The sequence below is a fragment of the Gryllotalpicola sp. CP2-P1 genome (genome assembly GCF_057512245.1).
In genome coordinates this window covers 1-18644 of the sequence record NZ_JBLRDT010000033.1, presented here as the reverse complement: position 1 = coordinate 18644, position 18644 = coordinate 1, and the positions used below count along the sequence as shown (strand labels likewise).

At 70.8% G+C, this 18644-nt stretch carries 20 protein-coding genes, 1 tRNA gene and 1 pseudogene; 10 read left to right on the top strand and 12 right to left on the bottom strand.

The annotated features are described in order from the left end of the window. The 8 genes and pseudogenes from ACM2XV_RS04600 to soxR form a co-directional block, all read right to left on the bottom strand. Positions 1-319: pseudogene (locus ACM2XV_RS04600) on the bottom strand (hypothetical protein); the annotation flags it as partial. Between the two features lie 30 nt (positions 320-349). Then, positions 350-712 (bottom strand): hypothetical protein, encoded by a 363-nt coding sequence (locus tag ACM2XV_RS04595; RefSeq protein WP_344773788.1) that lies wholly within the window; start codon positions 710-712, stop codon positions 350-352. A 12-nt stretch (positions 713-724) separates the two neighbouring features. Further along, positions 725-2050, bottom strand: coding sequence for a methyltransferase domain-containing protein (locus tag ACM2XV_RS04590; RefSeq protein WP_487026115.1), 1326 nt, complete (start codon positions 2048-2050; stop codon positions 725-727). After that, entirely contained in the window at positions 2037-3032 is a 996-nt protein-coding gene (locus tag ACM2XV_RS04585) for a ribose-phosphate diphosphokinase (protein WP_344773784.1), read from the bottom strand. Before ACM2XV_RS04585 ends, ACM2XV_RS04590 begins: the two co-directional genes overlap by 14 nt. After that, a complete protein-coding gene (gene glmU / locus ACM2XV_RS04580; RefSeq protein WP_487026114.1) occupies positions 3029-4495 on the bottom strand; it encodes a bifunctional UDP-N-acetylglucosamine diphosphorylase/glucosamine-1-phosphate N-acetyltransferase GlmU in 1467 nt (488 codons plus the stop codon). The genes ACM2XV_RS04585 and glmU overlap by 4 nt, the downstream gene beginning before the upstream one ends. Next, a complete protein-coding gene (gene mtnN / locus ACM2XV_RS04575; protein WP_487026113.1) occupies positions 4492-5196 on the bottom strand; it encodes a 5'-methylthioadenosine/S-adenosylhomocysteine nucleosidase in 705 nt (234 codons plus the stop codon). The genes glmU and mtnN overlap by 4 nt, the downstream gene beginning before the upstream one ends. Beyond that, the gene (locus tag ACM2XV_RS04570; RefSeq protein WP_344773778.1) at positions 5193-5663 is read right to left on the bottom strand and encodes an S-ribosylhomocysteine lyase; all 471 of its coding nucleotides are present in this window, start codon (positions 5661-5663) and stop codon (positions 5193-5195) included. Before ACM2XV_RS04570 ends, mtnN begins: the two co-directional genes overlap by 4 nt. A 41-nt stretch (positions 5664-5704) precedes the next feature. Continuing rightward, on the bottom strand, positions 5705-6220 hold the full coding sequence (soxR, locus tag ACM2XV_RS04565; RefSeq protein WP_487026112.1) for a redox-sensitive transcriptional activator SoxR: 516 nt from the start codon (positions 6218-6220) through the stop codon (positions 5705-5707). A gap of 62 nt (positions 6221-6282) precedes the next feature. On the opposite strand from soxR, the gene ACM2XV_RS04560 reads away from it, so the two are divergent. After that, positions 6283-6948: a hypothetical protein gene (locus ACM2XV_RS04560; protein WP_487026111.1), complete on the top strand. Its 666-nt coding sequence runs from the start codon at positions 6283-6285 to the stop codon at positions 6946-6948. Between the two features lie 280 nt (positions 6949-7228). Further along, positions 7229-7714, top strand: coding sequence for an FBP domain-containing protein (locus ACM2XV_RS04555; RefSeq protein ID WP_487026110.1), 486 nt, complete (start codon positions 7229-7231; stop codon positions 7712-7714). Positions 7715-7734: 20 nt separating this feature from the next. Here the strand turns inward: ACM2XV_RS04555 and ACM2XV_RS04550 are convergent. Continuing rightward, positions 7735-7806: transfer RNA gene (locus ACM2XV_RS04550), tRNA-Gln, on the bottom strand. A gap of 43 nt (positions 7807-7849) precedes the next feature. On the opposite strand from ACM2XV_RS04550, the gene ACM2XV_RS04545 reads away from it, so the two are divergent. Together ACM2XV_RS04545 and ACM2XV_RS04540 are read left to right on the top strand one after the other, a co-directional pair. After that, positions 7850-8350, top strand: coding sequence for a MarR family winged helix-turn-helix transcriptional regulator (locus tag ACM2XV_RS04545; RefSeq protein WP_344773770.1), 501 nt, complete (start codon positions 7850-7852; stop codon positions 8348-8350). After that, entirely contained in the window at positions 8347-8814 is a 468-nt protein-coding gene (locus ACM2XV_RS04540) for a GNAT family N-acetyltransferase (protein ID WP_487026109.1), read from the top strand. Before ACM2XV_RS04545 ends, ACM2XV_RS04540 begins: the two co-directional genes overlap by 4 nt. On the opposite strand, the gene ACM2XV_RS04535 is transcribed toward ACM2XV_RS04540, so the two are convergent. Continuing rightward, complete coding sequence (locus ACM2XV_RS04535) at positions 8811-9632, bottom strand: TrmB family transcriptional regulator (RefSeq protein WP_487026108.1); 822 nt, start codon at positions 9630-9632, stop codon at positions 8811-8813. The genes ACM2XV_RS04540 and ACM2XV_RS04535 overlap by 4 nt on opposite strands. An 89-nt stretch (positions 9633-9721) precedes the next feature. Here ACM2XV_RS04535 and ACM2XV_RS04530 point away from each other — a divergent pair, with 89 nt between their 5' ends. The 3 genes from ACM2XV_RS04530 to ACM2XV_RS04520 all read left to right on the top strand — a co-directional run bounded on the left by ACM2XV_RS04530 (position 9722) and on the right by ACM2XV_RS04520 (position 12749). Beyond that, complete coding sequence (locus ACM2XV_RS04530; RefSeq protein ID WP_487026107.1) at positions 9722-10087, top strand: RidA family protein; 366 nt, start codon at positions 9722-9724, stop codon at positions 10085-10087. After that, positions 10084-11283, top strand: coding sequence for an MFS transporter (locus tag ACM2XV_RS04525; protein ID WP_487026106.1), 1200 nt, complete (start codon positions 10084-10086; stop codon positions 11281-11283). The genes ACM2XV_RS04530 and ACM2XV_RS04525 overlap by 4 nt, the downstream gene beginning before the upstream one ends. A gap of 119 nt (positions 11284-11402) precedes the next feature. Beyond that, positions 11403-12749 carry an HNH endonuclease signature motif containing protein gene (locus ACM2XV_RS04520; RefSeq protein ID WP_487026105.1) on the top strand — a complete coding sequence of 449 codons (1347 nt, stop codon included), beginning with the start codon at positions 11403-11405 and terminating at the stop codon, positions 12747-12749. A gap of 146 nt (positions 12750-12895) precedes the next feature. Here ACM2XV_RS04520 and ACM2XV_RS04515 read toward each other — a convergent pair whose 3' ends face one another. After that, complete coding sequence (locus ACM2XV_RS04515; RefSeq protein WP_344773758.1) at positions 12896-13963, bottom strand: 3-deoxy-7-phosphoheptulonate synthase; 1068 nt, start codon at positions 13961-13963, stop codon at positions 12896-12898. Positions 13964-14210: 247 nt separating this feature from the next. On the opposite strand from ACM2XV_RS04515, the gene ACM2XV_RS04510 reads away from it, so the two are divergent. Together ACM2XV_RS04510 and ACM2XV_RS04505 are read left to right on the top strand one after the other, a co-directional pair. Beyond that, the gene (locus ACM2XV_RS04510) at positions 14211-15035 is read left to right on the top strand and encodes a class I SAM-dependent methyltransferase (protein WP_487026104.1); all 825 of its coding nucleotides are present in this window, start codon (positions 14211-14213) and stop codon (positions 15033-15035) included. A gap of 39 nt (positions 15036-15074) precedes the next feature. Further along, positions 15075-15869 (top strand): GNAT family N-acetyltransferase, encoded by a 795-nt coding sequence (locus tag ACM2XV_RS04505; protein WP_487026103.1) that lies wholly within the window; start codon positions 15075-15077, stop codon positions 15867-15869. A 5-nt stretch (positions 15870-15874) separates the two neighbouring features. On the opposite strand, the gene ACM2XV_RS04500 is transcribed toward ACM2XV_RS04505, so the two are convergent. Further along, positions 15875-17785: an ABC-F family ATP-binding cassette domain-containing protein gene (locus ACM2XV_RS04500; protein ID WP_487026102.1), complete on the bottom strand. Its 1911-nt coding sequence runs from the start codon at positions 17783-17785 to the stop codon at positions 15875-15877. A 153-nt stretch (positions 17786-17938) separates the two neighbouring features. Between ACM2XV_RS04500 and ACM2XV_RS04495 the strand changes: the two genes are divergently transcribed. Next, positions 17939-18644, top strand: a 706-nt coding sequence (locus ACM2XV_RS04495) for a hypothetical protein (RefSeq protein WP_487026101.1), incomplete at its 3' end; no start/stop codon positions are given.

Sequence of the window (18644 nt, the reverse complement as noted above, 5' to 3'; positions counted from 1 at the left end):
CCGCGTGCACGATCGTCTGCCACCAGGGCATCTCAGCGCCGCCCACCGCCTTCTGCACACTCGGCACCGCGCGCGCGCGGGTGCGCAGCAGCCACCAGACCACGGCCGCGATGCAGCACGCGACGATCACCGAGACGAAGCGGCGCCACACGGGCGCCGCGACGGCGCCGGGGCGGCTCGGGTCCTCCCAGAAGCCGAACGCCAGCGTCTCGACGCCGCGGAAGAAGAGCGTGACGAGGCCCGCCATGACCCCGACGAGCAGCCCCACGATGAGGATGACGAGCGCGAGGCGGAGGATCCGTCGGGCGGGGGCGGGCATGGACTCGACGTTAGCGGGTCCGCTGCGGCATCAGCGACGGCGCAGCGTGGCCGGCGCCGGCCACGGCAGGGTCCACGTAGCGCGCCGGCGCCCAGGGGCCACCACGGCGGCGGAGCCGTATGCGTCGTCCACCACGACGATCGCGTCGACCGACACCTCGGAGAGCCGCACGGGCACCGCGACGCCGTCGCGCTCGAGCGACCAGCGCTCGGCGAGGAATCCGATGCCGAGCTCGTCGAGCACGCCCTCCGCGCGGTCGAGGTCGAGGGCGGCCGGTGCGGCGTCGCGGCCCAGCAGGTCGACGGGCATCCAGCCCTCGCCGTCGGGGCGCAGCCAGCCGACGAGCTCACGGTCGGAGCGGCGGAACTCGAGCCAGTCTGCGGGAACGCTCATCGCACCAGCCTCTCAGCCGCGCCGCAGCAGAACCAGCGTCTCGAAGTGGGCGGTGTGCGGGAACATGTCGAAGACCTGTGCGCGCACGGGGCGCAACGAGGGCATCTCGGCCAGGTCGCGCGCGAGGGATTCCGCGTTGCAGCTCGAGTAGAGCACGTGCGCGACGCCGCTGCTCTCGAGCCACGCGGCGAGCTCGGGGCCGATTCCGCGCCTGGGCGGGTTCACGACGACGAGATCGGGCGCGGATTCCTGCTGCTGCGCCCACTGGGTGGCATCCGCCGCGATGAACGTCGCGTCGATGCGGGCGGATGCCGCAGCCATGGCGGCCGACGCGACCGCGTCTTCGCTGATCTCGACGCCGGTGACGCGGAAGGAAGGGGTCTCGATACGCTCGCTGCGCTCGCTACTCGACCAGCGGGAAGTCGGGCGCTCGCTACTCGACCAGCGGGAAGTCGGGCGCTCGCTACTCGACCAGCGGGAGGCGAGAGCGCGGGCGAGGTGGAGCGCGAAGCCGCCGACGCCGCAGTACAGGTCCCAGGCGGAGGACGGGGCCAGCTCGGCGGCCCACGCGGCGCCCGTCGCGTAGAGCTGCGCCGCGATGCCGTGATTGGTCTGCACGAAGCTGCGCGGCAGCAGGTTGAGGGTGACGCCGTCGAAGGGAAGCTCGAGCGCGCTCTCATCGGTGAGAGCGCGCTCCTCGTCCCCCTCGAGCACCGCCTTGTGCTCGGGCAGCAGGTTCACGGTCGCGACGCGCAGCTGCGGCAGCTGCGCCTGCAGCGCCGGGAGGTGCTTGCGGATCCGCGCGATCGATTCCGTCGAGCGCAGCACGAAGCGCACCATCAGCTCGCCGCGCGAGTTCGTGGTGATGAGCAGGTACTTCAGTTCGCCGCGCCGCGCTGGGATGTCGTAGGGCACGAGCCTCGCCGTGGTGATGAACGCCGAGAACGCGGGCAGGACCTCGCGGATCGCCGGCGCCACGATGGGGCAGCCCTCGAGATCGACGCCGTGCTGCTCACCGTCGAGGATGCCGAGGGTCGGGGCATCCCACGTGCCGCCGATCACGAGCTTCGCCTTGGTACGGAAGCCGCCCGGCTCGCTCGCGACGGACGCGCGCCACTCGATGCGTCCGAAGCCGTCGATCAGCTCACGGGCGCGCGCCTGCTTTGCCGCCAGCTGTGCGTCGTACGCGACGTCGAGCAGCGAGCACGAGCGGCAGACGCCCGCGTCGAAGTAGGCGCAGCGGAGCGCCAGCGAGCGGCGCTGGTCTCCATTCGGCTTCGCCGAGTCGACCAGCGGAACCGGCTTCGCCGAGTGTGTCAGCGGGCTATGCCGCACCATCGAACATGCTCGTCACCGAGCCGTCGTCGAACACCTCGTGGATCGCCCGCGCGAGCAGCGGCGCGATCGACAGCACCGTGAGACGGTCCCACCGCTTCTCGGCCGGCAGCGGCAGCGTGTCGGTGACGACGACCTGGTCGATGAACTCGCTCTGCAGGATCTCGACGGCCGGGTCCGAGAACACCGCGTGGGTCGAGGCGACGACCACGCCGATGGCGCCGTTCTCCTTCAACGCCTCTGCGGCCTTCACGATGGTTCGGCCGGTGTCGATCAGGTCGTCGACGAGCAGGCACACGCGGCCGCGCACATCGCCGACGATCTCGTGCACCGTGACGTCGTTGTGGACCTTCGGGTCGCGGCGCTTGTGGATGATCGCGAGGGGGACGCCGAGCTTGTCGCTCCAGGCATCCGCCACCTTGACGCGCCCCATGTCGGGCGAGACGACCGTGAGCGTCTCGGGGTCGAGCGACTGCTTGAAGTGCTCGAGCAGAACGGGCATCGCGAACAGGTGGTCGACGGGGCCGTCGAAGAAGCCCTGGATCTGCGCCGCGTGCAGGTCGACCGACATGATGCGGTCGGCACCGGCGACCTTGAACATGTCGGCGACGAGACGGGCCGAGATCGGCTCGCGGCCGCGGCCCTTCTTGTCCTGCCGGGCATAGGGGTAGTACGGCGCAACGACGGTGATGCGCTTCGCGGATGCCCGCTTGGCGGCGTCGACCATGATGAGCTGCTCCATGAGCCACTCGTTGATCGGCCGCGTGTGAGACTGCAGCACGAAGATGTCGGCACCGCGCACGCTCTCATCGAAGCGCGTGTAGATCTCGCTGCCTGCGAAGGTGCGGATGTCGGTGGGCAGCAGCTCGATGCCGAGCTCGTCGGCCACGTCGCGCGCGAGCTCGGGGTGCGCCCGGCCCGAGACCAGCACCAGCCGGCGGCGTGCGTCCGACTTGATGCCCCACTGCGTCACGGATTCCGTCACCGGCCCCGCCCTTCCTCGTCGTGCGGCTCGGCCCCCGCAGAGGCCTGCGCTTCGCTCGCGGCCTGATCGGCCGCGCTTCCCGGGCGGTTGGAGTGAACCCAACCCTCGCGGTTTCGCTGGGGAGAGACATTCAACGCGAGCGCGCCCGCCGGAACGTCTCTGCGAATCGTCGTCCCGGCGCCCGTGTAGGCTCCGGCTCCGATTCTAACGGGCGCAACGAAGACGTTGTGCGCGCCCGTCTTGACTCCCGCCCCGATCTCGGTGCGGTGCTTCTTCTCGCCGTCGTAGTTGGCCGTGATGCCGCCCGCGCCGATGTTCGCGCCCGCCCCGATCTCGGCGTCGCCGATGTAGCTGAGGTGCGGCACCTTGGCGCCCTGGCCGATCTTCGAGTTCTTCACCTCGACGAAGGCGCCGACCTTGCCGTCGGCGCCGATCACGGTGCCCGGGCGCAGGTAGGAGAACGGGCCGACGTCTGCGCCCTCTCCGATGACGGCGAGCGTGGCATCCACTCGCCGCACGCGCGCTCGCGCGCCCACCTCGGTGTCGACCAGCGTCGTGTCGGGGCCGACCACGGCGCCCTCGGCGACCACGGTCGCGCCCTTGAGCTGCGTGCCCGGCAGGATCGTGACGTCGGGCTCGAGCTTCACGGCGAGGTCGATCCAGGTGGTCGCCGGGTCCTGCACGGTGACGCCCGCGAGCTGCCAGCCGCGCACGATGAGCGCATTGAGCTGCGCCGCCGCCTCGGACAGCTGGGCGCGGTCGTTGATGCCCTCGACCTTCCAGCTGTCGGGAGTGGGCACCGCCGCGACGTCCATGCCGGCGGCGCGCAGGGCCGCGATGACGTCGGTGAGGTACTTCTCGCCCTGGGCGTTCGCGGTGGTCAGGTGCGCGAGCTTGTCGCGCAGCGCGGCCACGCCGAAGACGTAGACACCCGCGTTGATCTCGTCGATGGCGCGCTCGACCCTGCTCGCGTCCTTGTGCTCGACGATGCGCGCGAGCGCCCCGTCCGCATCGCGCACGATGCGGCCGTACCCCGTCGGGTCCGGCACGACGGTCGACAGCAGTGTGCCGCTGTCGGAGGCCTGCCGGTGCGCCTCGACCAGCGCCCGCAGGGTGTCTGCGTCGAGCAGGGGCACATCGCCCGAGAGGATCAGCACATCGCCGTCGAAGTCGTCGGGCAGCGCCGCCACCGCGAGCTCGACGGCACGGCCGGTGCCGGGCACCTCGTCCTGGTCGATGAGGCGGGCGGATGCCGCGAGCTCGGCGACCGCCGCCGCGACGCGGTCGCGCTCGTGCCGCACGACGACGAGCAGGTGCGCCGCGTCGAGCGCCTGCGCCGAGTTGAGCACGTGCCCCAGCAACGGGACGCCGGCGAGTTCGTGGAGCACCTTCGGGGTCGCGGACTTCATCCGCGTTCCCTGCCCGGCTGCCAGGACGACGATGGCGAGGCGGCTGTCGGTCACAGAGCCATTATGGCTGCAAGCACCACCTCGGCCGAGCGGGCGGCCGCGTCGTCGACATGGGTGAGGAACTCGGTGCCGTCGGGCGCGCAGAGGTCGCTGATGGCACGGATCGACACGAAGCGCTGCCCGTGGGTGTGGGCGAACTGCGCAATCGCCGCGGTCTCCATGTCGACCGCCACGACGTCGGGGAAGTCCTCACGCAGGCGCAGCGCACGGTCGGCGATGACGAAGGCCTCGCCCGAGCCGATCGCCCCCGACTGCACGGCGATCTCGCCGGCGTGCACTGCGAGCGCCCGCTCGGCGAGGGCCTCGTCGGGGGCGTAGTCGGCCGGCATGCCGGGAACCTGGCCGAGCACGTAGCCGAATGCTCGGGCATCCGCGTTCAGGTTCACATAGCGCGACCCGACGATGACGTTCCCGACCTCGACGCCCGCCGCAAGACCGCCCGCGGTGCCGGCGCTGATGACGGGCGCGTCGGCGCCGAGCGTGTAGAACGCGTAGGCCGCGGCCGCGGTGGCGTTCACGAAGCCGATGCCGGCGCGCAGCAGCACGAGCCGCTCACCGCCGAGCTCGAGGTCGCGGCGCACCGCGTGCGCATTCGTCGCGACCTCTGTCACGCGGTCGGCGCGGTCGAGGAAGGGCGCGGCCTCTTCCTCCATCGCGACGATGACGACGGATGCCGGAGCCTGGGCATCCGTCATGCTTCGACCTGGCTCCACTCGTCGCGCTTGGCGAGGAACTCGCGTGCCGCCTGCTGAGCGCCCTCGAGCGAGTGGTTCGCGCCCCAGCCGCACTGCACCTCGTTGGCGGCGGGCACCTCGGTGGCGGTCGTGATGTCGGTGAGGGTCTGCTCGATGAGGGTGAGCACATCGTCGTAGGCCGGCTCGCCCTGGAGGATCAGGTAGAAGCCCGTCTGGCAGCCCATCGGCGAGAAGTCGATGACGTCCTTGCTGTGGTTGCGGCTCTTCTCGGCGAAGAGGTGCTCGACCGAGTGCACCGTCTTCATCTCGAGATGGCCCACGTTCGGCTGGGCGAAGCGCACGTCGTACTTGACGATGACATCGCCCTTCGGAAGGACCTTGCGGTCGGCGAGGCGCACGTACGGCGCCTTCACGGTGCGGTGGTCGAGGTTGAACGACTCGACGTTCATGCGCTGCTGATCGGTCATGCGTCGATTCTTGCAGGCACGTGCCATGAGCGCGGTGGAGGTTACATCGTTTGAATCAGGCCGCCGTCGATCGTGACCGAGGCGCCGCGCTCGGCATCCGCCTGCTCCGCCCGACGCAGCCAGCGCGAGCCGGCGCCTTCCCCGGCGGCCTCGTCGCCCGGGTTGAAGAGGGTGCACTTCCCGAGCGAGAGGCAGCCGCACCCGATGCATCCGTCGAGATCGGACGCGAGCCGCTGCAGCACCTCGATGCGCCGCTCGACCAGGGTCGCCCAGTGCCGCGACATGCGCGTCCACTCCCGCTGGGTGGGCGCGCGGTCGCGCGGCAGCTCGTCGAGCGCGTCGGCGATCTGCTGCAGGCTGAGGCCCACGCGCTGCCCGGCGGCGACGACCGCCAGCCGGCGCAGCGTGTGCCGTGGAAAGGCGCGGCGACCGCCCGCCGTGCGCACGGCGTCGATGAGGCCGCGCTCTTCGTAGTAGCGGATCGTGGGCACGCTCACGCCGGCGCGTCGCGCCACCTCGCCGATGCGGAGCAGCTCGTTCGGGGCGATGTGGGGCACGTCACGAGTTTCTCGCCATGAGTACTTGACCTCAAGTCGACTTGAGGTTGTCTGATCGAGTCATGCGAATCACCGACGTCGTTCTGCCCACCAGAGACCTTGATGCGACCGAGCGCTTCTACCGCGACCGTCTCGAGGTGCCCGCCACGCGCTCGGGCGCCCGCCTCACGGTCGAGATCGGGACGTCGCGCCTCCTGTTCGAGCAGGGCGACTACGCCGGCTCCCAGCACCTCGCCATCACGATCCCGACCGGCTCGTTCGCTGACGCGAAAGCGTGGATCGCGCCGAGGGCGGCGCTGCTGCGCGACAAGGCCGGCGCCGACGAGTTCGAGACCAGCCCCGCCTGGAACGGCCACTCGGTCTACTTCGACGGGCCCGACGGCCAGGTGCTCGAGCTCATCGAACGGCGCGATCTCGACAAGAGGATGCCCGCGCCGTTCGGCCCGCGTGGTCTGCTGTGCATCAGCGAGGTCGGCATCGCCGTGCCTGACGTGCCCGAGGCCGTCGAGCGGCTTCGCGGCCGCGGCGTGCCGCCCTATGGGAATCCGCCGGGGACTGCGTTCGCCGCCGTCGGAGACATCCACGGCCTGCTGATCCTCGTCGCCGCCGGCCGCGTCTGGATGCCGACCACCGACCGCCGCGCGCAGAGCGCGCCGATCACGGTGCGCGCGGAGGGAGTGCGTCGCACGCCGCTCGCACCCGACGCCGCACTCGAGCCCGCGAGCTGACGCCCGCGGACCGACTCGGTGTCGAGCTGAGAGAGCTCCCCACGTGCGACTGCTCGCGTGCACCGACGCACCTCGTCGACTACCGTTGAGGGCATGTCCGACCTCGACGCGAACAGCCTGATCATCAGGCGTCTGGAGGTCGTCGGCGCTGTCGCCGGCTCGAGATAGGCCCGTCCCCGTCTGCTTTCGACCACTGGCGCTTCCCGCGCCGGGCCCTTTCTCGACGGAGTGCGCCACCGTGCGCCTCACGACAATGCCGACACGACAGGTTTTTTCACTCATGCAACCGCTCACCGAGCAGCAGCTCAAGCAGTCCTTCGTCAACACCTCCCTTCGGGAGCGCAACTCCATCAGCATCCCCAGCCTCGACGACGTCCGGTGGGACGAACTCGACTATCTCGGCTGGCGCGACCGCAAGATCGACAACGTCGGCTACGTCGTCGCCTGGGTCGACGACGAGCCGGTCGGGGTGATGCTGCGCACCGGCAACGGCCGCACCCGCACCCGCCCGCAGTGCGCGTGGTGCGAAGATGTCCACCTTCCGAACGAGGTCGTGTTCTTCAGCGCGAAGCGCGCCGGGCAGGCGGGTCGCAACGGCGACACCGTCGGCACGCTCGTGTGCGCCGGGTTCGAGTGCTCGGCCAACGTGCGAAAGAGGCCGCCGCTCGCCTACGTCGGATTCGACGTCGAGGCGGCGCGGCAGGAGCGCATCGAGACGCTGCGCTTCAACGTGACCCGGTTCGTCTCGGCGGTGCGCGCGCGTTAGGCAGGCGGGCGGGCGGTGCGCTCCGCGACCTGGATTCGAACCAGGACTTAACGGCTCCAAAGGCCGTCGTGCTGCCGTTACACCATCGCGGATCGGTTACCAGTCTGGCATTGCTCTGCTCGGTAGGCTGACCGCATGGCCGCACCCCAGGACGAAGTCGACAGCATCGTCGGCGCGTGGCTGCGCGAGCGACCCGACCTCGACTTCGCCCCCCTGCAGGTGCTCTCACGCGTGGACCGCCTGTCGCGCCACCTCGAGTCGGCGCGGCGGGCGGCCTTCACCCGCTCGAGCCTGCAGTCGTGGGAGTTCGACGTGCTGGCCGCGCTGCGCCGCGCCGGAGCGCCGTATCAGCTGTCACCGAAAGCGCTGCTGCAGCAGACGCTGGTCTCATCGGGAACGATGACGAACCGCATCGACCGGCTCGTGCAGCGCGGCTTCGTGGAGCGGCTCTCCGACCCCGCCGACGGGCGCGGCGTCCTGGTGCGGATGACCCGGCAGGGGCTGACCCATGTCGACGCGGCCATCACCCGGCTGGTCGACGCCGAAGCGGGCATCCTCAAGAGCCTCAGCGCCCATGACCAGAACCGGTTGAGCACGCTGCTGCGCAAGCTGACCGTCGATGTCGACGAGCCATGAGCGGCCGCGACGGCGACGTGCGCATTCGCAACGCCGCCCCTGAGGATGCCCCGGCGCTCGTCGCACTGCGGCTCGCCTGGGAGCGCTCGCGCTCTGCACCCACCGACGAGGAAGCCGCGTACGTCGCGGTGATGACCACCTGGATCGCGGAGCATCGCGAGAGGGTGATCGGCAAGCTCGCCGAGCTCGACGGGCGGATCGTGGGCATGGCGTGGCTCGCCGTCGTCGACCGCGTTCCCGTGCCGACCGACTTCGACCGCCGCAGCGGAGAGGTGCAGAGCGTCTTCGTCGATGCGTCGTTGCGGGGCCGGGGCATCGGCCGTGCGCTGATGGACGCGATCGCGGCCGAGGCGCGGGCGCGGGGCATCCACCGCATCGTGCTGCACTCGACCCACGAGGGCGTCGCGTTCTACCGGCGCATCGGCTGGGTGAACGCGGAGACCCTGCTCGAGGTCGAGCTCTAGTTGTTGCTAGCCGTGACGGGGCTGTTGATGGCTGCCATGTCGGGCGTGGTGAGCAGTTCGGCGTAGGCCGCAGGGCTCATGGCGTTGATCATGAGGCGGCCGGAGACGTCGGCTTTGACGTATTCGACGGCGAGCAGCGCGATGACGGGGTTGGTGGTGAGGGTGGCTTGGTCCGGGGTGCGGTCGCCGAACTCGGCTACGACAGCGTCGGTGTCGTCGGCTACGACGACGGCGAGGCGCCGGCCGGAGAGGCGCAGCCTCGCGCTGGCGCCGCATTCGGCCATGTCATAGCTGTGCGGTCCGGTGAGGGTGCGGGTGCCATAGATCGCGACGTGGGTCTCGATGCCGCGTGCGGATGCCGCTTCCAGTAGCGGGCCGAGCGTGTCGAGTTCCTCGTCCCACAGACCGGCGAAGATCGTGCGCCGGGCGTGCTCGATGGCCCGGCCGATGGCCTGCACGATGGCGTCGCGCCCGCTGAGCGACCACACGAGTCCGGGCTCCTGCTGCGCGGGAAGCTGCTCGAGCGCGGCCTCTGCGGCGGCGAGGTCGGCGTCGAAGCGCTCGCGCAGTTCTTTCAGCAGAGCGGTGTGCGGGATCGCGGTGTAGCGCACGGGTTCGGAGCGGTTGACGAGCACGGCGCCGCGGGCTTCCAAGCGGCCGAGGGTCTCGTACACCTTTGACGGCGGCATACCGGCGCGGCGTCCGACCTCGGCGCCCGTGAGGGCGGCCTGCCCGACGAGGGCCGCGTATGCCTGGGCTTCGTACTGGGTGAAGCCGAGGCGGGTGAGCGAGGCGACGAGTTCGGTGTCGACGGGCATGGGCCGATTCTATCGATTTGCCTTCTCTGCAACTACTCGGGTAGTTAATGAATCCCTGAGTTACTACCCGAGTAGTTGAAGGAGTTCGGATGCGCAAGCTGGTCAGCACGGGGTCGCCGTGGGAGTCGAAGGTCGGGTACTCCCGCGCCGTGGTCATCGGGAACGCGATCTTCATCTCCGGAACCTCCGAGAAAGGCGAGGACGTGTACGCGCAGACGCGCAATGCGCTTCAGACGATCGAGAAGGTCCTCGCCGAGAACGGCTTCGCCCTGGCGGATGTCGTCCAGAGCCGTCTCGCGGTGGCGGACTTCGACCACTGGGAGGACGCCGCCCGCGCCCACGGCGAGGCCTACGGCGAGATCCGGCCCGCGTTCTCTCTCGTGCACGCGCTGCCGTTCGTCGAGGACGCGATCCTCGTAGAGGTCGAGGCTGTGGCAGTGCGGGCCTCGGCATGACCGAGGGTGCTGTCGGCGTGCGGCTGCCGGGTGCCGCCGTTGCGGTGCTTGCAGTCGCCGCCGGCGGCGCGATCGCCAACGACTACGCCATCCAGCCCGCACTCGCCCAGGTCGCCCGCGACTTCGGAGCGCCGGTCCCGCTGGTCGCGGTCGTCGCATCGGCGGCGATGGCCGGCTACCTGGCCGGGCTCGCCCTCCTCGTGCCGCTCGCCGACCGGCTCAACCCTCGCACCCTCATTCCGGTGCAGCTGCTGGTCCTGGCCGGGGTCCTGGCGTTCGCGGCCGCGGCGCCGAGCCCCGGCGTTCTCATCGGATGCTTCGTCGTCATCGGCGGGCTGACGACGGTCGCGGCTCAGGCCAGCGCCGTCGTCGGCAAGCACTCCGATCCCGGCCGTCGTGGCGCGCGCATGGGGGCTGTGTCCGCCGGGATCTCCGCCGGCATCCTCCTCAGCCGCTTCGCCGGCGGCGTGCTGGCTGACTGGATCGGCTGGCGCGGCGCGCTGCTGGCCTTCGCCGCGTTCGTGGCCGCGACGGCACTGGCGGCCTTCTCGCTCCTGCCACCCGTCAAGGAACCCCCGTTCGGCAGCTACCTCGCCTCTCTGCGCGCCCTGCCCGGGCTGCTGCGCACACGTCCGCGGCTGCGCCATGCGACCGCCGCGGGCATGCTCTGGTTCTTCGCCTTCAACCTCGTCTGGGTCGGCCTCGCCCTCCGCCTCGCCGAGCCGCCCTACACGCTCAGCCCCGCCGCGATCGGGCTCTACAGCCTCGCCGGGGTCCTCGGACTCGTCGTCACCCGCACCGCCGGGCGGCTCTCCGACCGCTTCGGCAACCGCGCCGTCATGACGACAGGACTCACCGTTGCCGTCTGTGCCGCGCTCGCACTCGCCTTCGGCCTCGGCAACCCCATCGCGACCGCGGCAGCACTCGCGCTCTTCGACGCCGGATGCTTCGCCGCCCAAGTCGCCAACCAAGCCGGCATCGTGGCCATCGACCCCACCCGATCCGGGGCCCTGAACGCCGCCTACCTCACCCTCTACTACGCCGCCGGCGCGATCGGCACCGCCATCGCCGGAACGATCGTGGCCGCCGGCTGGCCGGCCATCACCCTGCTCGCGGCCGCCGCCGCAGCCGCCGCGGTGCTTATGACGAGAATCAAGCGACGACGCGTCAACAACGTCATGACCTCATACATCTAGCTCTACTTCCGAGCGGGGCGCCGGCGCCTGTGGAAAAGTCGAGGGCGCCACGCATTGTGTGAATAAATATTCGAACTGATGTCTGGTTAATGTCACAGTGCCGTCGTATACTTGTTCACATGTCGAGGGTCGGGTCCGCTGCGTGCGATGCGCTGGCGCGCGTGCGCGCCGTGCTTCCGGTGGACCCCGCGACCCTGTCCGACGGCCAGCTCGTGGGGTTCGCGGAAGATCTTGCCGCCCTGCACCGACACCTGGACGCCCTGGACCTTGCTGTCGCCGGCGAGGTTGCCGCGCGCTCGGCCGACGGAGCTGCGGATTCCCTCGCCAGAAGGCTGGGGTTCAAGACCGCCGCCGGCGCGATCCAAGACATCACGAAGACCTCCGGGAAGGAGGCCGCGAAGCTCGTGGCCCAGGCCACGGAGCTGAAGAGATTGCCCGTCGTCGAGCAGGCGGTACTCGACGGCCGCATCGGCCGAGAATCGGCCTCGGCGATCACGGGAGAACTGCAGAAGGCCGCCGGCAAGGACCTTGCGCGTGCGGATGCCGGCGAGCTTGCGGCCGTCGAATCGGAGCTCGTGGAACTCGCGGTCACCGCGGGGGCGGATGAAGTGAAGGCGCGCGCGGCGCAGAAGGCCGCCGCGTTGGAGCTCGCAGCCATCGAAGACCAGGCACGCACGGCGATGGCGGAGCGCTACTTCCACATCGGCCCGACCGTGGACGGGCAGGCGCGCGTCTCCGGGTTGCTGCCGGCCGGGCACGCCGCCGTCGCCCGCAGCCTGTTCGACGCCTACGTGAACCCGAAAGGGAAGAGGACCGTCTCGTTCACCCCCGCCGAGGAACAGACGCCCGAGGATGCGCGTACGGCCGGGCAGAAGCGTGCCGACCTGTTCCGGGACATCTGCGCTGCCCAAGCCCGATCGGCCGAGGCACCCGACATGGGCGGCGATCACCCGACGGTGTGGGTCTCTACCACGCTCGCCGAGCTCGAGGCCGGGGTCGGCACCGCGTTCTATGCGGGAACCCCCGGGCCCGTTTCCGTTCAGGAAGCCGAGCAGGCCGCCTGCGCCGGCGGAATCCAGACCGTCATCTTCACCCCCGAGGGCGACCTGCTGCGCCTCGGGCGCGAGGTGCGCGCCTTCACGCGCCGCCAGCGCCGCGCGATCGCCGTACGAGACGGGGGCACCTGTCTCATTCCCGGCTGCGACGTGCCCGCACAGTGGTGCGAAGTCCACCACGTCGTCGCCTTCGCCGACGGCGGGGCGACGGATGTCGGCAACGGAGTCAATCTCTGCTGGTTCCACCACCACGACATCGACGCGGGGCCGTGGCACATCAGAATGATCGACGGCCTTCCGGAAGTCCGCTATGCCGCGATGGGGCGCGACACTGGTTGGAGGCCCGCCGGCAACCGCGCAGCCAGCAGGCCCAAAGCTGAAGCGCCGCCCGGAGCACCGCCGCCGGGGTGAGCCGGGGCAACGCGCGTGCCGCCGGAGTGAGCCGGGGCAGCGCGTGGCGCCGCGCGCGTGGCGCACGTGCGCGGGTGCGCACAGGTACGCGGGTGGCACAGGTACGCAGGTACGCTGGTGCGCAGGTGCTTCGCTACCCGGCGTGCCTACACATCGACGGGTTCGAGGCGCGCCGCTCGGCGGGCCGCCGCGGCCAGATCCTCGAGGAGCGCCTCGGTGTCGTCCCACCCGATGCAGGCATCCGTGATCGACTTGCCGTAGACGAGGCCCTCGAGACCCGCATCCGTCAGCTTCTGCGCCCCCGGCTCGATGAAGCTCTCGACCATGACGCCCGCGATCGGCTCGCCGTCGGCGATCTGCGCGGCGAGCTCGTGGGCGACCTCGAGCTGGCGGACGTGGCTCTTGCCGCTGTTCGCGTGGCTCGCGTCGACGATGATGCGCGGCGACAGGCCCGCGCGTGCGAGCAGGCGCGCCGAGTAGATGACGTTGTGCGTGCCGTAGTTCGGGCCGAAACGGCCACCGCGCAGGATCACGTGACCCGCGCCGTTGCCGCGCGTCGTCACGATGGCGGCGCGGCCCTCGTCGTCGATGCCGAACGTCGTGTGCTGCTGCGCGGCGACGGTCACGCCGTCGATGGCGACCTGGACATCGCCGTCGGTCGCGTTCTTGAAGCCGATCGGCATGCCGAGGCCCGACGCCATCTGGCGGTGGATCTGGCTCTCGGTCGTGCGGGCGCCGATCGCACCCCAGCTGACCAGGTCGGAGATGTAGGAGGGGCTGACCGGCTCGAGGAACTCGGTGCCCGCAGGCAGGCCGAGCTCGACGACGTCGAGCAGCAGCTTGCGGGCGACGCGCAGCCCGGTCGCGATGTCGTGCGTGCCGTTGAGGTGCGGGTCGTTGATGAGGCCCTTCCACCCGCCCGTCGAGCGCGGCTTCTCGAAGTACACGCGCATGACGACGAGGATGTCGTCCTTGAGCTTCTCGGCGATGGGCGCCAGTCGGCGCGCGTAATCGAGAGCGGCCTCGGGGTCGTGCACGCTGCAGGGGCCGACGACGACGAGCAGGCGATCGTCCTGCTCTTGCATGATCGCGTCGATGTCGGCGCGATGGCGGGCGATCTGCGCCGCGGCCTCGGCGGTGATCGGCAACTCTGCCTTGAGCTGGTTGGGCGTGGGCAGCGGCTCGAAGGTGGCCGCACCGAGATCGTTCGACATGGGTTCCTCTTCTCCTCCCGGGCGGAAGGCCTTCAGCCCGACGCCTAGAAAGACGAATGGCAGAGAACTTTCGTCTCTGCCTGGCTGAAGGTGGGGTTCTGGTTGCGTCAGAGTGCCGGCACCTCAGCCGGAGCCTCATACGCATACCAGAAACGGTTCATGCCGCTGAGGTTATCACGGTGAGTGCTCGCCTGGTCCGCGGCGTGTCCCCTGGCCGCAACACGGAACCGTGACCACTATGGGGGCCATGCCCACAGACGTCGGCGGCGAGTGGAACCGCGACGCCGCCTACCACCCCTGGATCCAGCGCATCGCGGCGGAGCACGCCGGCGACGTGCTCGACGTGGGCTGCGGCGACGGCCTGCTCGCCCTGCGCCTCGCCGAAGTCTCACGCAGCGTGGTCGGCATCGACAAGGACCCGGTCGCGATCGCCCAGGCCCACAAGCGGCTCAGCATGGTGCCGAACACCGACGTCGCCGTGTCCGAGTTCGGCACAGAGTGGGGCCTCACCCCTGAGAGCTACGACGTCATCACGATGGTCTCCGTGCTGCACGAGTTGCCGCTGCTGCCCGCCCTCGCACGGGTGAGCGAGCTGCTCAAACCGGGCGGCACCCTCATCGTCGTCGGCCAGGCGTCTGCGGTGACGCTGGTGGATCGCGCCGTGCAGTGGGCGTCGGTGCCCTACTCGCGCGCGCTGCAACTCTTCTATACCTGGCGCGGCATGTACCGGCCCGAGTTCGCGTCTGCCGCACCCGTCGAACCGGCGTACTCCTTCGCAGACGTGACGGATGCCGCGGCCGAGCTGCTGCCCGGCGCCGAGCTGCACCGCGGGCTGCTCGGCAGGTACCGGCTCACCTGGGCCAAGCCGGTCACGGTCGCGACTCCCGAGGTCGACCTCGGCGCGATGGCTGCGGCCTCCTCCGAGGCGCGTGCGGGCGCGGCATCCGCCGACAATTCAGAGGACGCCCGCGTGCTCGCCCGCGACGATGTCGATGAACTGTCGCACCTGTTCGATCAGACGCGCGAGGTGCCGACGATCGAACCACGGGGCGACGCGCGCCGCAGCGCGTAGGGCGCGCTCCGGTGGCGGCCCGCCTGACAGAGTTGTTCCGTGAACTCCTCGCTGCCAGAGACCGCCGTTCCCCAGACCGACTTCGCCACGCTCGCCGACGCCGCCTGGCCCGCGCTCGAGCGCGTCCGCGTGAGCGCCTGGCAGGTGCGCTTCGCCGAGGGCGTGACGAGGCGCGCCAACTCGGCATGGCCCGCAGGCGGCGAGGCGGACGCCTCACCCAGCGCCCTCGCCGCTGTCGAGAGCGCCTACCGCGAGCGCGGCCTGCCGCCCCTGTTCCAGCTGTCGGGCAATGACGGTGCGGTGCGGCAGCGGCTCATCGGCCGCGGCTACCGCGTCGCCGACGAGACGCTCGTGCTCGCGGCATCCGTCGCCCCGCTCCTCGACACGTCGACGGATGCCGCCGTCGAGCTCGCCGATGAGCCGAGCGCCGAGTGGCTCGCCGTGTGGTGGGCGGTGGACGGACGCGGCGGCGACGCAGAGCTCGACGTCGCCCGGCGCATTCTCACCGGTGTGCCGGCCCTGTACGCCGGCCTGCGGGTCGATGGGGCGCTCGTGTCGGTCGCCCGGCTCGCTCTCGTCGGGGGCGGGTGGGGCGGCCTCTACACCGTGGCGACACTGCCCGATCACCGCCGGCGCGGCTACAGCGAGCATGTCGTGCGCGCGCTGCTCGCGGCAGGGGCTGCGCGCGGGGTGAGGGATGCCTGGCTGCAGGTGCTCGCGTCGAACAGCGGCGCCATCGCGCTGTACTCGCGCGTCGGCTTCACCGAGGCGGGCCGGTACAGCTACCTCGTCGGCCGGCTCGCCGTGCCGCCGGCAGCGGCCTGTCGCGCCTGAGGGCGTCAGCCCTCGAGCTGCTCGGAGAGCTCGAGCCAGCGGGTCTCAAGCCCGGCGAGCTCGGTCTCGAGCGCACGCAGCGCCTCGGTGAGCTCGCCGAGGCCGACGTAGTCCGACTGGTCGTGCGCCGCCAGCCGGTCGTGTGCGGCCGTGATCTCGCCCTGTAGCCGCCCGATGCGGCGGTCGATCGAGGCGACCTCCTTCTCGGCCGCGCGGCGCTCGGCGCCGGTGAGAGCCGCGCTCGAGGTGCCGGGGCCGCCCTTCCCCTGTGGCGCGTCGACGCTCGTGGCGGTGCCAGGTGAGGCATCTGCCGCCTGCTGTGCCCTGCGCACCTTCAGGTACTCGTCGACGCCGCCCGGCAGCTGACGCAGGTGGCCGTCGAGGATCGCGTACTGCTGGTCGGTGACCCGCTCGAGCAGATAGCGGTCGTGCGAGACGACGATGAGCGTGCCCGGCCACGAGTCGAGCAGGTCCTCGATGGCGGCGAGCATGTCGGTGTCGAGGTCGTTCGTCGGCTCGTCGAGGATCAGCACATTGGGCTCGTCGAGCAGGATCAGCAGCAGCTGCAGCCGGCGCTTCTGACCGCCCGACAGGTCCTTCACGGGCGTCGACAGCTGCGCGCTCGAGAAGCCCAGCCGCTCGAGCAGCTGCCCGGGGGTGAGCTCCTGCGCCTTCGAGCCCGCGCCGATCGTATAGCTCGTGCGCAGCCGGCCGATGACCGTGCGCACCGGCTCATCGAGCACGTCGTCGAGCTCGTCGAGGCGCTGCGTGAGGGTCGCGACCTTCACCGTCTTACCGCGCTTCACGCGGCCCGTCGTGGGGCTGACCGTGCCCGAGATCAGCCCGAGCAGGGTCGACTTGCCCGCCCCGTTGACGCCGAGCACGCCGCTGCGCTCACCCGGCGCGATGCGCCAGGTGATGTCGCGCAAGACCGCGCGCCGGTCTCCATTCGGCTTCGCCGAGTCGACCAGCGAGGGCGGCTTCGCCGAGTCGACCAGCGAAGGCGAGGACGCCTCGGCTGCGAGCGGGAACTCGACCGACACGTCGAGCAGGTCGACGACGTCCTTGCCGAGGCGCGAGACGGCGAGCCGCTGGAGCGACACGGCATCGCGCACCTCGGGCACGTCGGCGATCAGAGCGTTCGCGGCGTCGATGCGGAACTTGGGCTTCGAGGTGCGCGCGGGCGCTCCCCTGCGCAACCAGGCGAGCTCCTTGCGCGCCAGGTTCTGACGGCGCGCCTCGGTGGCCGCCGCCATGCGGTCGCGCTCGACACGCTGCAGGATGTACGCCGCGTAGCCGCCCTCGAACGGCTCGACGATGCGGTCGTGCACCTCCCACGTGGCGGTGCAGACCTCGTCGAGGAACCACCGGTCGTGGGTGACGACCACGAGGGCGCCGGCGCCTGCGGCCCAGCGCGTCTTGAGATGACCGGCGAGCCAAGCGATGCCTTCGACGTCGAGATGGTTGGTGGGCTCGTCGAGGAAGATCACGTCCCAGTCGCCGACCAGCAGCGCCGCGAGCGCGACACGGCGGCGCTGACCGCCCGAGAGGGTCTCGATGCGGGCATCCCACGCGATGTCGCCGACCAGCCCCGCGAGGACGTCGCGCGTGCGGGCATCCCCCGCCCACTCATGGTGCGCGGCGTCGCCCACGATCGCCCCGGACACCGTGAGCGCCGGGTCGAGCGTGTCGGCCTGGTCGAGCATTCCGAGCCGCAGGTCACGGCGGCGCGTGACCCGCCCGGCGTCGGGCTCGAGCCGGCCCGCGAGCAGGCGCATCAGCGTCGACTTGCCGTCGCCGTTGCGACCGACGATGCCGACGCGATCGCCCTCCTGCAGTCCGAGCGTCACCGAATCGAAGACGACACGGGTCGGGAATTCCAGGTGCAGCGACTCGGCGCCGAGGAGGTGAGCCATTCCTTCCAGGATAGGGCGCGGGCATGCACCTCCTAATTGGGGGATGCGCGGCGGGTGCTCGCGCCGCAACTCTGTGGCACCCTGAAAGCCGACCGTGCCGCCGGAACCCGAACGCTGGGCACTGTCGCTGTTTTTCAGCCCGGGGGGAACGGCATGAGCGCATACCCGACGCCGCATGCGGTGGCGACGGCGGCCACCCGTGAGCAGCTGCGCTCCGCCGTCGAGCGCGTGTCGTCGCTCGCTCTCGAGCCGCATGCGCGCGTCGGCTCCGTCCTGATCTACGGTCCCGAGGGTTACCAGTCAGCCGCCCTGCTGCGCGACTCGATCCGGCTGCTCGAGGACTGGACACTCGTCACAGCGGTCGCCGACGAGCGCGAGCGCCGCACCGACTGGTCCTTCCTCGAGATCGTGAACGCGTCGCTCGCGCGCTTCGGCACACAGGTCGTGACGCCGCTCTCGGCGCCGGGGTCTCCCGACGACCCCACCGTGGTGGGCCGCAGCCTCGCGCGCGCGTTCGCTGCCGTGGGCGGCCCGATCTGCCTGCTCGCCGAGAACATCCACTTCGCCGACCAGAAGTCGGCCGACGCCGTTCTGTTCGCCGTGCGCCGCAATGCGCGGCGGCCGCATCTGCTCGTCATGTCGACCGAATCGCTCGCGAACCCGACCGCGCGGCTGCTCGAGGGCTTCGCCCACTCCCGCCCGGAGCACAACGAGCTCGTGCGGCTGCCCGCGCTCTCGCCCGGCGACATCCAGGAGATCGCCGTCGAGCGGCTCGGTCGCCCGGTGGCGGGACGGGTGGCACGGCGCTTCGCGGCGGACACCGACGGGAACCCCACCCTGGTCGCGGCACTGCTCGACG